Origin of the sequence: Actinomyces sp. HMSC075C01 (assembly GCF_001812965.1) — a bacterium.
GTDB lineage: Bacteria > Actinomycetota > Actinomycetes > Actinomycetales > Actinomycetaceae > Actinomyces > Actinomyces acetigenes.
On the sequence record NZ_KV810970.1, the window covers coordinates 47,154 to 61,625 of the forward strand.

The window sequence follows — 14,472 nt, forward strand, 5'->3', positions numbered from 1 at the left end:
CTTGGTCTCGGATGTCGCGGTAGATCTCCCGAGCGAACTGCTCATCGCCCAGGCGCAGCGCCATCACATTGGCCGCGATGTCGTCCAGCAGCTCCGGCGTGGCCACACGCTTCAAGTCTTCAGGGTGGATGGCGAAGCCCTCTACCACCGCATCACGCATCGCCGGAGCCTCCTCGCGGATGATCTGGCGGAAGCGGGCCAGCGTGTGCGCCTCCTGGTCTCTCCGGAAGGTGTACTCGAAGAACGTCGACAGCAGCCCCGCACCAAACAGCGTCCCACCCAGCTCGCCCAGCGGCAGGGCATGCAGCCACTGCCAGCTTCCCAACTGCAGCGGCGCCAGCCAGGCGTTAAGCATCATGAGGAGGATGCCTGCCAGCGTCAGGGAAACAGCCAACAGCGCGGCTTTGAGCCGGCGGAGGCGGTGGTGGGGAGAGGACTCGACATCGGGCATTACGTTATTAATTTTAGCACTTTTATAGTACACTTTGAAAGGTCGGCGTCTCAGAGTCGCATAATGTTGCAGTTTTGTCACGGCACAACAGAGATGGCTTGACGGGGCGATATCTTGTGAGCGTGTTACTTCGTACCGGGGCAATGACGACCAATGGAGACATTTGCGTAAGGGTAAGCGTCACCTAAACTGTAAAATATTCGTTAAGCCGTCAAATACATCAGTAAAGTAAAAAGGAACGATATGCGTCTCACGCGAGTCAAAGTTGAAAACCACAGGCGTCTCCAGGATCTGGAGCTGGAGGTTCGCCAGCATATGGTGCTCATCGGCCCAAACGACGTTGGCAAATCATCGCTGCTGCGTTGCCTTGACCTCTTGCTAGGTGCTAGCACCGGGCAGCTGTACAACCAAATCACACCTGAGGATCTTCGCGATCCAGATCATCCCTTTGCTGTCGAAGCCGATCTTTGTGGCTTCTCGGATACCGAACAAGCGTTATTTCCCGATGAGATCACGGTTGACCCAAACGGTGAGAAAGAGCAGACGCTAACGATCCGCCTTGAAGCCAGCTTCGACGATCTTGAAACACTCTCCGTAACACGCGCCGTACCGAACAAAAATACCGGACGGCAGCTATCGCGGGAACAGTTACAGGCCATCGGGTGGACGCTGCTCAATGCCAATGATCGTGCACGCAGCATGAGCGATGACCGGCGTTCTTTGTTGGATGACGTGCTAACTAATGTGGAACTTGGTGACGAGCAAGCCGACTTTGAAGAGATAATTAAAGAGATTAGCGAGAAACTTCAAAACTCAGTTGCCCTGTCGGAACTCCGCGGTGCGATGGCTGACCAGCTCAGTACAGCGTTGCCAGAGAGAGTTGCACAGGGCGATTTGAGTTTCGTTCCTGGGGCTGCTGCTGACAATAACGTACTAAAGGGGGTGCGCCTTGAAGTCAACAAAAAGTCGATCAGCGAGCAGTCAGACGGCAAGCGCGCCATCTACGCGATTGCCTTGTACGACCTGATCTCAAATGGTGCAAACATCGTTGCGATCGACGAGCCTGAGATCCACCTCCATCCCGGCAGCCAGCGCAGCCTGGCTCGGCTGCTGAAGAATGGGAGCAACCAGAAGATCATCGCGACACATTCGCCTGACATTGTCAGTGCTTTCGATCCCGAACTGATTGTGTCGATCCGCGAAGGTGGCGAAGTTATTCAACCAAAGTCGCGGATTCTTGATGACGATCAACGCGCAATGCTCCGTTGGTGGGTACGCGATAAGTTAGAGCCCTTGACAGCGCGCCATGTTGTGGCTGTTGAAGGTACGGCTGATCGGATTATCCTCGAACGAATCGCCGAACTAACTGGGCACGATCTTGATCGTCTCGGAGTCAGCGTCATCGAAGCAGAAGGCGCTGGCGACATGAAGGTGGTCTGGCAACTATTTGGGAGAGACGGCTTCAAAGTTCCACTTTCATTGCTGATAGACCGAGATGCCGTTGGCGATACCGCGAAAAGTGTCGGCGTAAAAGAGTGTGATTTTGACAAAAATTCCATATGGATCTCCGAACGAGATCTCGAAGAAGAGTACGTAAAAGCGTTTAGCAAGAACGTTTTATGGGACGCTATGCAACATAGCGGCGCGTTCAGTAAGAATCAAATCGGCAACGTGGAACGTAATGGCGAAAATGGCGAGCCAACCAAAGACGATATCGCAGCTTTTCTGCGCAGTAAAAGCAAATACAAGACTCAGGGTGCGATAATGGTTGCAGGTATGCTTGATGAAACGGTGGCAGAAAAAATAAAGAGCATCATGGATCTGCTCAACAACATCGAGAGTGCCTGAAGTGCTAGACATAACGCCAAAACAGGCGCAAGTCCTAGATCACAAAGGGCTTTCGCTCCTCATCATCGCGCCCGCCGGATGCGGCAAGACCGAGACATTGGCGCTGCGCGTAAGGGGCTTGCTCGATCAACAAGCTGTCAGGGCGTCACAACGCATCCTGGTGGCCACGTTCACCAAACGTGCGCGCGATAACATGCACGACCGCTTGAGCCACTATCTCACACCACGCGAGATGCGTGAAGCGGTCACTGTGTGCAACTTCCATGGGCTTTTTGCCAGAATTATCCAAGCTCATAGCAACGTCATCGGCCTCGATCCGAAGAGGCTGACGATGCCAGAGCACGACTGGGTGGGCGAGCGTTGTCGCGCACTAAAACTTAAAGGGCTGACCAACGACGTTAAGAGCGACATTAGTTCAGCGAAGCGTCGAGCGCTGAATGATGAGCAGGTTCTGGCTGAACTTCAGGGTTCTGGCAACCAGTATGCATTCATGATTGAGGAGCAGCGCCAAGCCGAGAGTCGCTTGACCTACGATGATCTGCCGAGGCTTGCTGAGTTGATCCTTGCCAACGATGAGGTGGCGGCACTCTATCGGCAGCACTTTGGGGCAATCATCGTCGACGAGTTCCAAGACTTAACGCCGCAGCAACTGCGGGTTGTGCAGCGCATTGGCTACAAGAAGACTACCTACGCAGGCGACCTAGCTCAAGGAATCTACGCCTTTGCCGGCGCTCAGCCTGAATATGTCAAAAAGGAACTCGAAACCGAATGCTCCGAAACCATCGAGTTTGCTGAGTCATTCCGCTCATCGCCAGCTGTGCTAACTGCAGTCAATTCACTCAACAGTCTGACTGGTGGACAGGTGCTGACGGCAGCCGCCCCAGACTCTTGGCCAAGCGGTGGGCTGGCTGCCTACCGACAGTTCAATCGTGCACAGGAGGAGGCAAAATACATTAAAAACCTCTGTTCCTGGATCCTATCTGAAGGACAGGCCCCGCAACAACGAATCGGCATTTCTGCACGCCTTAATAAGCGGAGACGCCAACTTGTCGACGAAGTGATCGCAGCTAGTGGCCTTCCATACTGTATTTGGGATGACGGCGTGCTCGATAAGTCTATAGCGCAGAAAATTCGCAGCATGCTGAGAGGGCTGTCGCTGTCAGAGTTCCACAGCGCAGATGATCCGCTGGCATTCCTTCGTCAAGCCGTTGCTTTTGACAATGAGCAAGATCCCGATGAGCGAACCGCACTCTCGAGTGCGGTCGACTGGTGCTTGGATCTCTTGCAGAAGGATCTAAATCCAGATACTATCCAGAAGCGCATTCAAATTGGTGACAATGATTCACTCATCACTCGAGCTGGAATACATCTGCTCACTGGTCACGCCGGCAAGGGCCAACAGTTTGATTGGATGGTTGTCGTTGGTCTTGAGGAAGACTACCTGCCCAGTTATCAGGCAATACAAGCCGGTGATAATTCTGCCATGATGGATGAGGAAGCTCGGACACTCGCTGTTATGCTCTCCAGGGCACGGCATGGGGTGCTCGTGACTTCGAGCTCTGTTATACCTGGTGATTTCATTCCGAACAAACGACAGTCGCGGTTTTTGACCAACTTGCTTCCGGCGGTAATAAGTGATCGTCAGCAGATCCATGACTGGCTTACAGAAGCCGATTGGAAGGCTATCGCAGAGAGGTGATTAGAGGACGTGAAGCCGGCTAATGGAAGGTAAGCACAAAGTCGCCGGATGGTAATTAGATAAATTGGGAGCAATTTTACCACGAACTCCACCGGAACAAAGCATTTGAAGTGCGATTTTGCTGGCGAAGTGGAGATTTGCAGCACGGCGCTATTATAATCAAAGCGCCAGCGTCAGATCTCGAGATCTGGCTTGGTTCGCACACGATAGACAGGAGCGATTAATGGATCGCGGTAGGAAGAAGCGGCTTCGTGATAAGATCTTGCAGAGCATCGACATTACGTCTACGAGGCTCAGTGATGACGAAGCCCAGGAGCTGAGTGATTTTGTCGATGACTACGACAGTTACGCGGGTACCAGCACGACGCGGGAACGCTCCTGGAAGGACTGGTCATCAGACGGGTACTACCGGCGGACAGAAACGACGACCGATACCTTTATGGAAGACGGCGTCGGCATCCGTCGTGAGACACATGTTCACGATGATGACGGGACGGAATGGACTGATATCGATGAAATCACGGATGGTCGTGGCATACTGAAATGGCTTCGTGAACATGGGTGACGCATACCCAGCAGCTGATTCACTACGTGAAGTGAGCAGCCGGTGAAACGGGCAAACGTCAGCTACCATCATATTTTGAATCAATGACATGAAACGTTTAACCTGAGTTGGCTAATTTAGTGTCGTGGTGGATGTTGTGGAGGGCTTGGGTGAGGTCGGGTGGGAGGGGGTCAGCGGCTGTGAGGGTGTGTCCGGCGATGTTGATGGTGATGGTGCGGTAGCGGCGTGTGGTGGTGATCAGGCGTCTGATGGACCAGCCGGTGGTGGTCTCCAGCCAGCGGGCCATGGCAAGGGCGGCGGTGACGATGGTCAGGTGGGCCTCGATGGACTGGCGCAGGTGGTGGTAGATGGGGCGTGCTCGCAGGTCGGACTTGGACATGCGCAAAGGACTTCTCGATGTTGTACAGGCGGTGGTAGGCGCTGATGACTGTCTCGGGGTCGGGGTTGGGCAGGTTGGTGACGTAGCCCTTCCACCCGGCCAGGGTACGGGCCCTTTTCTCCAGGTCGCGGTTGATGCTCCGGGTGGCGCCGGACAGGTGCACGAAGCGGTTGCGCTTGACGGGGATCTTTCCTGCGACGGCTTTCTCGGCCTTGGCGACCTGGGTGTCGATCCCGCGTAGGGTGCGTCGGGCTCTGTCGGCGCTGTAGCGGTAGTAGATGGTCTCGTCGCGGCGCTGGTCACTGGGGCCGGCGGGCCAGGGCTGGGACTCGGGGTCAGCCCGTCGGGGACGTCCTGGTCGGGGTGGTTGTCGTGCCAGGAGCTGATCACGTGGGGGACGCGTGAGGTGCGTGAGCCCAGCACGTAGGACAGGCAGGCTCTCTCCAGGGCCTGCCTGTTGGCGGCGCTGATCATCCCGGCGTCAGCCACGACCACCACGTCGTCGAGGTCGTAGGCGTCCATGAAGTCGTTGATCATCGGGATCATGGTGGCGGTCTCGGCCTTGCTTGCCCTCGAAAGCCCCGGCCCGTAGAGGGAACCCTGTCTCGTCGGTGAGCAGCCCTACCGTGATCTGCGGCTCCAGGCGTCTTTCCTTGGAGAAGCCCGGCTCGCGAAAGCCGTCGGCCTTGTCGGTCTCGAAGTACAGGGTCATACGCGTCGAACAGGACCAGCGAGGCCCGGCCGATGCGGGCGTACCCGGCCAGCAGGCGTGACAGGTTCCGGGTGAAGTCCTCAGCGGCGTAGCTGGGCAGATGACGCTTGACTGTCGCGTAGGACACCGGTGACAGGCCCGCCTCGGTAAGGACCCGCAACGAGTCCTGCTTGCTGGTCGGCTCAATCAGTCTGGCGGTAACGAGCTGGCGGAAGACCTCGTCAGCACCATCGAGCCTGTCCAGCCCCACCGCCTTCCAAGCCACCTCCAGGGCCTCCAGGAGCACTCCCATCCGGTTGGAGGCGATAGGTGCCACGCACCCCGTCCCAGCCGGTTCCTGCGGCGCAGAACCTGCGTCGTTCTCGCTGTTCAGGCCCAGCAGGTCGAAGCTGAGCTGGCCGGCGTTGAGCCGTTGCCTGGCGACCTCCTTGAGCACCGCCAGCTCAGCGTCATCATGGGCCGAGCCAATGTGCTCGATGCTGCGCGCCCCTTCCGGGAGGAGTGCACAATCTGCACCGCACGGGCCCCCGACGCCGTCCTGACCGTGCGAACGTACGGACTCATACCCCCACGTTAGTGCGCACCCCAACCACCCCACAATGAGCCAAATCGAATCAGTGAAAACGATTCCCCAACAACTTCGCAATATAGGGGGCTCTAATGAATATCTGAGAGCCAATAGTAGACAAAGACGAGGCAGTAGAAGGATTAATTACCCTAACCACTTCAAACAGGCGAGCAACTGGATGGCTTACCTCTCGTTCGCCGCTAACTATAGCAGAAAGTATAAGTTCCGCCGCATCATTCTCCGACAACATAGGTACATTTCTCAATCTACGATTAGGGCGCGTCATTGGAGACTTAACAAGAGGCAATTTCACAGATGTGAACCCAATACCAGTACCAGCCAACTCTGTAGACAGGACAGTGAACATCTGGTCAAGAGCGGCTTTCGTAGCGGAATAAGCACCAAATCCTGGTACAGCAAGCTGAGTTGAAACTGAAGAAAGCGTTACGACTCGAGCCCCTTCCTGTTCTACTAGAGTGTCCAGCAATGCGCGAACAATACGCAAAGGCCCAAGAAAGTTAGTCTGAGTCATACGTGCGATACCACGAAGATCTGTCGACATCAATGCGAAAGGACGATCAATTGATAACCCCGCTGAGTTGATGAGTATATCAATAGACCCCATTTGCTTGAGAGAAGCCGCAGCAGTGTCGATAGACGAATTGCTGAGAAGATCACACTGCACAAACTTAACTCGATCTCGTGCAGCGCCAGAAGTGAAGCCCGCAGTAAACTTATCGGGATTTCGACCAAGCACGATAACCTCGCCGCCACGATCGATCACCTTCATCATCATTTTCTTACCAATGCCAGAAGTTGCGCCCGTGATGACAACGCGTTTTCCTAAGAAAAATGTCTCACGTTCTCTCTTAGAGCGCAGAGCACTCTCGGCAAGCCATCCATGCCAAATACGAGGAACGTAATCAGCGAACCGACTAGAAAAAACTCCCAGTTTGGCAAGCTTAGTGGACGTTGTAGTGTTATCAAACTGAGTAGGGGAACAAAACTGATAGAAGAGTTCCAGTGGAACACTAAAATCCTTAAGGATTCTAGAAAAATCAGTGATGATCCCCGACAACACACCATCTAATTTTGAGCGATCTGAAGTAACGGACGTAGCATGCGACAACCAGCTTAGGTTGAAGGTACGGCGATGGCCAGCAGCTTCGAGTACAAGTCGTACGATGTCGTCTGCACGCAGCACTTCATCTTCAAATACATGGAAGACTTCAGTATCTTTAGACACTTCTGTCATCGAGTCTTTCGACAGGACAAAGATCGCTCTGGCCGCATAGTCGACTGGGCACAGAGGTACAGCTCCCCATCCAAAAGTCGGTAACGGAACGGTTGATGGAACTCTTCGTGTGAAATTATTGAGCAAGGGAAAGAAACTATAAACACCGTCTTCCTTAAAATAACTGCCGGTGTTTGTGTCGCCAAGAAGAACACCTAAACGGTATATCTTCTTGCTTGGTACTGAACTATTCCTCACAAGCCGTTCTGCCTGATGCTTAGAGGCACCGTAAGAGTTTGGCCAAGTATTTACTTCATCAAAACTTTCTTCGGTCCAAAATCCATGGTAATCACCGGCGACTGCAATAGAACTAACATGATGAAAACTCTTTGCAGTGCATCGTTCAGCCAGAGCAATCACGTGAGCGGTTCCATCGACGTTTACAAGCGTGTCAATCGCAGTTTCTGTGCAACTTAAATCGTAATGTGCTGCGCAATGAAATACTGCTAGTGAAGACGACGCTAGCATTTCTATGACTGAACTCTCCAGACCACAATCGTTCAGAGTAATATCGCCCTGCACTTTAACTATATTGTCCAACGACTGAAGACGAGAGGAAAGCCATTCGTCAAACTCGGGAGTTTCAATACAACGTAACAACACCAAAATTTTCGCATTAGGATCGCTGCGAGAAATCTCTAAAACGAGTTGCCTTCCGAGAAATCCTGTTGCACCTGTGACAAAATAGATCGGGTTGTTGCTGGGCTTAACCGACATCAATAAACGACTTTCTTATATAATGGTGAACGAAAATTCCCTACGTAGGGCACGATCACATAGGCTGGATACACACGATGTGCCAAGTCAAATTACATCAAACTTGAAAAACGCAATCCTGCGAGTACTGTAGATAACGGCCAGGGCTTCTGAATTGCGAGATACACTCTTCTCTTGTATGTTGGCCTAAACTCTGCTTTATGTTCGGCGATACCACCAAAGTTGTAGATACTTCCACCGAATCGTTGGGCATAACTAAGTGTGAGTGAAAGGTATCTGTTTTGCTCCAAGCCCTCCGAATGATCTGAAAAGTCCGGGCAAAGCCCTAAAGACAGCATTGGTATACCTTCATTTCGAAGAACATCCATGACGTGACAGTGGATGGCATAATCCGCGTTTTTAGGTGATTGATCAGTGCTTCGATTGATATTGGAATGGTATCCTATGATAGAACCTTCCCTCCAAATCTCATCAAATGAAACCAAATGCACTAATAGTCCATCAGGCGACCAGAGTCCGAACAGCCTTTGAAATCTACCTCGTTTCATTAGTGGACGGGTAACCAGCCTATTCTCAGGTCTACGGCTACTGCGGAACCGAAGCCAGTTTTGTGAAACCTGGCTAATCTCGTTCCAGTTCTCATCTATCGATAGTTCGTCGACCTTGTATCCTAATTTCTCTATTCGTCTGACAGCATTTCTAATGTTCTGTTTCTTGGGACCATCGAGAGTGTATTCATCTAGTTGTATAATACCCTCCCATCCGAAGTCATTAATGGTAAAGTTTTCTTTCTGCAGAATACTCGCCGCCTGTTGGCCTATATTCAAGAATGCGGTATCAGAAACCTGTATCGTGAACTTTCGGATTAGTTCTTCCCACAAAGATAGCGGAGCTAACGGATCTCCAAGAGCAATCCAAGTTGCGTGTGGGAATGATCCACTTTCCGCATAAGCTATTACGCCAGAAGAATCCCCAAAATACTTGATACCTGGCTGCTGGACAGAACCAGCGAGTGAAAAGCAACCGTACTTATGCACGAGAGAATCTAAGGACGACTCATTAATCATCTCGATATTCCTGTTGATAGTGTGAAGATTAGTGCGCGCTGGATATTTCCACCATAAACACGCCAACTGTAATCAGTAGGATACCTAGAACCGCCATGCGATTCAACGTTTCTTGAAAAAGCAATCGGGAAGCTACTGCAGTTATAGCGACGCCTCCCGCGGACCAAATTCCGTAGGCAACACCCAAGGGAAGCCCTGCTTTCAGTGTATAGGTAAGCATGACAAAGGCAGCTAAGTATCCCAGGATGACCGGAAGGTACCATTTGTAACCCTTACCGTCGGATGCGAGTTTCAAGGATAAAGTCGCAGTGACTTCGGAAGCAATTGCGCCTAAAAGGTAGAGCAAACTCATTCCGTACTGTCCTTTCCTTCCGATGCACTATGTGACTGTGATCCTAGTTCCACCAGCAGTACACCCAAAACGATAAACGAAATACCTACTACTGCCGTGATGTTTATAGGTTCACCAAACAGAACGACCGACAGTACGGATGTCAATGCCACTCCGAGCGCGCCCCATATTCCGTAGGCGACACCAAGAGCCATCCCCAATCTCAACACTAGCGAGAGAAAAACGAATGAAAGAGCGTAGCCAATCAGAACAACAGTATAGTACTCAGGCACCTCTAGAGCTTTTTTAAGTGCCAAAGTTGCAGATACTTCTGACACTACAGCGCAGAGCAAAGCTCCCCAAGCTCTGGAAGTTCTCGAAATTTCAATGTTAGAAAAGACCACCGAGTACCTCCGCACGGTTTACCTCCTCCCAAGTAAACCCATCTCTTCCAAAATGACCGTAAGAACTAGTTTGGTGAAATACCGGCTTCAAAAGATCTAGCTCCTGAATTATTGCTGCTGGCCTTAAATCGAAAACGCGATTAACTGCGTCAATGATTTGATGAGTCGGTACATTCTCCGTACCGAACGTTTCGGCGTACAATCCAACTGGTTTAGCCGCACCGATAGCGTAGGCGACTTGAAGTTCACATCGTTTTGCCAAACCTGCGGCGACGATATTCTTTGCGATCCATCGCATGGCGTAAGCTGCTGAGCGATCCACCTTGGAAGGATCTTTACCAGAGAACGCACCGCCTCCATGGCGTGCTGCGCCTCCATATGTATCAATGATAATTTTACGCCCTGTTAGACCTGCGTCTGCAGCAGGTCCTCCTAGGACAAAGCGACCAGACGGATTAATTAAAATCTGGACGTCATTATCAATTAGCTGAAGTCCGTTTTCCTTTTCGTGCTCTAAAACGGGACGAATGACTTCTTCAACTAATGCGCTCTTGATCCAGGATTGAGTCCGATCTGGGTCGTGTTGTGTCGAAATAACTACGCTCTGCAACTCAACAGGTGTGTATCCATCATACCCCACAGTTACCTGCGTCTTTCCGTCTGGTCTGAGGCCTTGAACAATGCCCATCTTTCTAACGTATGCAAGACGCTCAGCTAGACGATTAGCAAGATGTATAGTTAGAGGCATAAGAACAGGCGTTTCGTCGCACGCGTAGCCAAACATTATGCCTTGATCGCCCGCACCTTGCATGTCAAAAGCATCAACAGTGTCTGTTGTGTTGCGTGCTTCAAGTGCAGTGTTTACTCCAGCTGATATGTCTGGTGATTGACGACCAATTGACACAGATACTCCACATGAGTTGCCATCGAAGCAGACTTCGGAAGATGTATATCCGACGTTGACAATCTCCTGACGCACTATATCTGGAATTTCTACATATGCTTCAGTAGTCACCTCACCAGCTACATGAACAAGCCCTTTTGTTATCATCGTCTCAATAGCAACATGAGCATGTTTGTCTTGTTCGAGGATAGCATCTAAAATTGCATCTGAGATACGGTCACAAACCTTATCTGGATGTCCTTCTGTGACCGATTCGGAGGTGAAGGAACGAAGGGACCTACTACGCATAACAACTTCCTTGGATTGATACATTAGATACGAACAAGATACTAGTTAGCTAACCTGTGTGGGCCTCATTTTTTCATAAATCATATTAGCAAACACGAGTAATGGTACGATCATAAGAATCGAGTTAGCTCCCCACCAGAATATCTCAAAGTCTCCGTAGTAGGCCCAGAATGATATCGCCATAAACCCTGCACAGAACGTTAAAGTCAATCCGAACATAAGCACAAGCTCGCCTGCTGCAATTTTTCGATTCATCAAGAACACGCCTAGAAACACGACCAATGCAGCGGCTACATCGAGCGGAAAGAAAGACCAGTTCCATGCCTGCACTATCTCATTGCTGTAGTCTCTGAAGCGTAGATCTTTGGGAAACAAGTCTGTAATTACCATGAACCAGTATAATAAGAGTCCTGCGTCAACTAGGACAAGCAGTGGTTTGAAAAATGCGCGCATGTGGATCAATTCCTTCCGTTAGAGTTGCTGTCTTCAACATTACATTATCACAGTTGCTCATATGCTGCAATTGCGAATCTATTGTTTGTTCTGCTGTTTGGCATGGCAATCGAACCTTCATCGCTAGTGAGACAAGTATGGCTTTTCAAATAGCTTGTAGAATCCGTATGAGAATACTAGCGAGGCGATCCCTCCTATCGGGATGAGCAGTATGAACATCACCTTATCAGCTAGCCTCTCCCCTCCAAGGCTCGTCCATACGATGGCTATAATGGGCGCGTGCACTAAGTACAGACTGTAGGAGAATTTTCCGCTTTGGTGTAGCCAAGTTGAAACTAATGTGATGAAACGCTGCCTTCCACTCGAGATGCGCCTTGGCGTGGTAGAAGGTAGTGCAAGCAGCCAGGCACAGCAAGAAATTGCGACCGTAGCATCGAGAACAAAAAGGTACTTGTCTGTCGCTTCTACACCACCTATCGTTGGAATGATAAATGCGCTCGCTAATAGAATTAATGAAATGACGCGAGTCACTTTAGTGCATTCTGGAGATACTTCAAATTTCCGTTTTACGGAGATCCGGGCAATTATGGCACCCAGATAGAAATATAGGATGAATCCTAGATAACTTGCGATATCTTTTCCTCCGAGAACTGCCACCAGAGTCATTAGAATTATCGTTGCCGATGTAGTGTATACTGTCGAACGAAGTGCGCCAGCTCGTTCTATCATGAAGAGCATAAAGGGAAGTATTAGGTATAAATGGAATTCTGTCGCTACTGACCAATGGGCATAGTTTATGCGGGTTTGGTCAGTAAAGTCTTGCAACAGAAGAATATGACTGATCATATCCTTTAAAGTGACTGGAATGCTTATATCCCATTGACTATTGGTTTTTTTGTTGATGACAAGCGTAGCGACGATGGCCGATAGGATCGTTGCGGCATAGTAGGGAGGAAGTATTCGCCTACACCTCCGGTATGCGAAGTTGCAGATATCGAAATCTACGCCCCGCGAGTATGCTGCAACGCCTAGAGAGTATCCGCTAAGTACAATAAATGCTACTACGGCAAAATGACCGTTATAAAATATGCCGGTCAAGTAGCGTATACTTCCGCTGGGTAGCCGCCTGTAGCCCCAAGGGGGCGCGGCTGCAGGCCATACTTGGTACCAAATGTGACTTAAGAGCACGTACAGCGCACATAGCCCTCGTAGCTCTGTGGTCTTAACCCATATTCTGTCTGGAACCCGGACTTTGTTGCCCGGCTCGGTAGCGGATAGACGTAATGAGAGTTTTTTATTTGACTGAAATAAACTCATTGGTGGTTAATGCCTGTCGCTATAGAGTAACGATGAATTATGGGAAGATTTTCGGCCCCAATGTCATTGATTTCATCGGCGACACAATCTATAAAGTATTTCCTTTTATTTGTGGATATAGCGTCAACGTAGCCAGCAGCTATTCCAGATTCCATAATATACTTCATTATCGAATCGGTATCATACAATCGAACTGATTCTTCTCCGTCGTACGTGGATAGCGTTTCGACAGAACGCGGGAAGTACGACTTAGAAATCGCATTACTGTTTTTCGGTAGTTCAATCGGTATTGCTTTTTCAAGCATTGATGGATGCTTTTTAACTACTGTTAGCAGAACTTTTTCGAGCTCTCTAAGCGTTCCTACTCGGTTTTCAATGATTGCTACATATCCGTTCGGGCGCAGGATACGTGATAACTCATCTTTCATGGTCGAGGCCGGAATGTAGCAGACGCCCCATGCGCAGAATACTGCGTCAAAAGAATTAGCTGGCTGCCGTTTCAAAAACTCGATTGCATCGCTTACGACGTAGTCTGTTTTTCCATGAGTTTCTTGACGTTGGCTCGTTTTCAACCTGTTGCGGTCTAACATTTTTTTTGAGCGATCCACGAGTACGTAGCGTTCACATTTTTTGATCGCTTCGATGTCCCATAGTAGTCTCGTTGATTCGCCAGTACCGGCAGCTAGTTCGAGGCATTGTTTTAATGAGTCATTTTTTTGAAGATTGTTGCTTGCTGTCTGCGAAAATACTCGCAGACCACTAAGTAGGCATTTGCTGTAATGGTCGTCGTAAGTCTGTGCTACACTGTCATAGTCTTTGCTGATGTCTGCGTAGTTGTGGTGAATCTTTTGTTTGATATACCGGGCGGCCACTATTACGCCTTTGAGTGCATCTGGATAGTTCATCGCGTGATCTCCTTGGTGTGTATCATCCTGAGGCAGGGCGATCTATGGATTCTTGTTCGGGAATGTGGTAGGGCTCTCAGTGCTGCTATAAGAACGCTTTGTTTGGGTGCACTCAACTTTCTACAGGTGTCTGCAGTGTCTATTCGATACAAGAGGGTGTGGGATCGCCGCTGTCTCTGCTCTGCACAGTTGTACTTATGTGTGGCAGGCTAGGATTTTGTGCGCTCTTAGTTGGAGTTTTGAGCTTGGCTTAATTTCGCATCGTTGAACTCCGGGGCATGTCTGGAAAATGCGAATTGCCCGGCGTTGAATGTAGTTCGATGATTACCGGAATGTCTGGGGATTTATTGCCAGATTAAATGGGGCTGGGGCGGCTGATTATGACCTGCGTCCACTCCTCGCGGGCGGCGAGGAAGTCGCGCACCGCCTCCTGGGCGGCGGCCAGCGAGTGGTTCGCCCCCCAGCCGCACTGGACCTCGTTGGCCGCCGGCACCTCCCGGGCGGTGAGGATGTCGCGGAAGGTCGCTTCCAGCAGTGGCAGGAACTCCTCGGTCCCCACCCCCAGCATGA

Annotated in this window: 12 protein-coding genes and 2 pseudogenes; 3 read left to right on the top strand and 11 right to left on the bottom strand. The window is 50.6% G+C overall.

What is annotated here, in order from left to right; genetic code table 11:
• Positions 1 to 451: pseudogene (locus tag HMPREF2883_RS03675) on the bottom strand (hypothetical protein); the annotation flags it as partial.
• Positions 452 to 694: 243 nt separating this feature from the next.
• On the opposite strand from HMPREF2883_RS03675, the gene HMPREF2883_RS03680 reads away from it, so the two are divergent.
• From HMPREF2883_RS03680 to HMPREF2883_RS03695, 3 genes are all read left to right on the top strand, one after another.
• On the top strand, positions 695 to 2,299 hold the full coding sequence (locus HMPREF2883_RS03680) for an ATP-dependent nuclease (RefSeq protein ID WP_070659026.1): 1,605 nt from the start codon (positions 695 to 697) through the stop codon (positions 2,297 to 2,299).
• Positions 2,292 to 3,998: a UvrD-helicase domain-containing protein gene (locus HMPREF2883_RS13970; protein WP_218079121.1), complete on the top strand. Its 1,707-nt coding sequence runs from the start codon at positions 2,292 to 2,294 to the stop codon at positions 3,996 to 3,998. The genes HMPREF2883_RS03680 and HMPREF2883_RS13970 overlap by 8 nt, the downstream gene beginning before the upstream one ends.
• Before the next feature lie 223 nt (positions 3,999 to 4,221).
• Positions 4,222 to 4,563: a hypothetical protein gene (locus HMPREF2883_RS03695; protein ID WP_070659029.1), complete on the top strand. Its 342-nt coding sequence runs from the start codon at positions 4,222 to 4,224 to the stop codon at positions 4,561 to 4,563.
• 97 nt (positions 4,564 to 4,660) lie between these two features.
• Here the strand turns inward: HMPREF2883_RS03695 and HMPREF2883_RS03700 are convergent.
• From HMPREF2883_RS03700 to HMPREF2883_RS03715, 10 genes and pseudogenes are all read right to left on the bottom strand, one after another.
• Positions 4,661 to 6,170: pseudogene (locus HMPREF2883_RS03700) on the bottom strand (IS1634 family transposase).
• Positions 6,171 to 6,268: 98 nt separating this feature from the next.
• Positions 6,269 to 8,233 carry an SDR family NAD(P)-dependent oxidoreductase gene (locus HMPREF2883_RS14635; protein WP_141759019.1) on the bottom strand — a complete coding sequence of 655 codons (1,965 nt, stop codon included), beginning with the start codon at positions 8,231 to 8,233 and terminating at the stop codon, positions 6,269 to 6,271.
• 92 nt (positions 8,234 to 8,325) lie between these two features.
• The gene (locus tag HMPREF2883_RS13985; protein WP_075370958.1) at positions 8,326 to 9,300 is read right to left on the bottom strand and encodes a phosphatidylglycerol lysyltransferase domain-containing protein; all 975 of its coding nucleotides are present in this window, start codon (positions 9,298 to 9,300) and stop codon (positions 8,326 to 8,328) included.
• A gap of 28 nt (positions 9,301 to 9,328) precedes the next feature.
• The gene (locus tag HMPREF2883_RS13990) at positions 9,329 to 9,652 is read right to left on the bottom strand and encodes a DMT family transporter (protein ID WP_075370957.1); all 324 of its coding nucleotides are present in this window, start codon (positions 9,650 to 9,652) and stop codon (positions 9,329 to 9,331) included.
• Entirely contained in the window at positions 9,649 to 10,014 is a 366-nt protein-coding gene (locus HMPREF2883_RS13995; RefSeq protein ID WP_075370965.1) for a DMT family transporter, read from the bottom strand. Before HMPREF2883_RS13995 ends, HMPREF2883_RS13990 begins: the two co-directional genes overlap by 4 nt.
• Before the next feature lie 7 nt (positions 10,015 to 10,021).
• Positions 10,022 to 11,227 carry a methionine adenosyltransferase gene (gene metK / locus HMPREF2883_RS14000; RefSeq protein ID WP_075370956.1) on the bottom strand — a complete coding sequence of 402 codons (1,206 nt, stop codon included), beginning with the start codon at positions 11,225 to 11,227 and terminating at the stop codon, positions 10,022 to 10,024.
• A gap of 45 nt (positions 11,228 to 11,272) precedes the next feature.
• Complete coding sequence (locus tag HMPREF2883_RS03710; RefSeq protein WP_070659031.1) at positions 11,273 to 11,680, bottom strand: DUF5360 family protein; 408 nt, start codon at positions 11,678 to 11,680, stop codon at positions 11,273 to 11,275.
• A 123-nt stretch (positions 11,681 to 11,803) separates the two neighbouring features.
• A complete protein-coding gene (locus tag HMPREF2883_RS14005) occupies positions 11,804 to 12,997 on the bottom strand; it encodes an acyltransferase family protein (RefSeq protein WP_075370955.1) in 1,194 nt (397 codons plus the stop codon).
• Positions 12,994 to 13,902, bottom strand: a complete 909-nt coding sequence (locus HMPREF2883_RS14010) for a class I SAM-dependent methyltransferase (RefSeq protein WP_075370954.1) — start codon at positions 13,900 to 13,902, stop codon at positions 12,994 to 12,996. The genes HMPREF2883_RS14005 and HMPREF2883_RS14010 overlap by 4 nt, the downstream gene beginning before the upstream one ends.
• A 355-nt stretch (positions 13,903 to 14,257) precedes the next feature.
• On the bottom strand, positions 14,258 to 14,472 hold a 215-nt coding region (locus HMPREF2883_RS03715), incomplete at its 5' end, for an S-ribosylhomocysteine lyase (protein ID WP_176747137.1).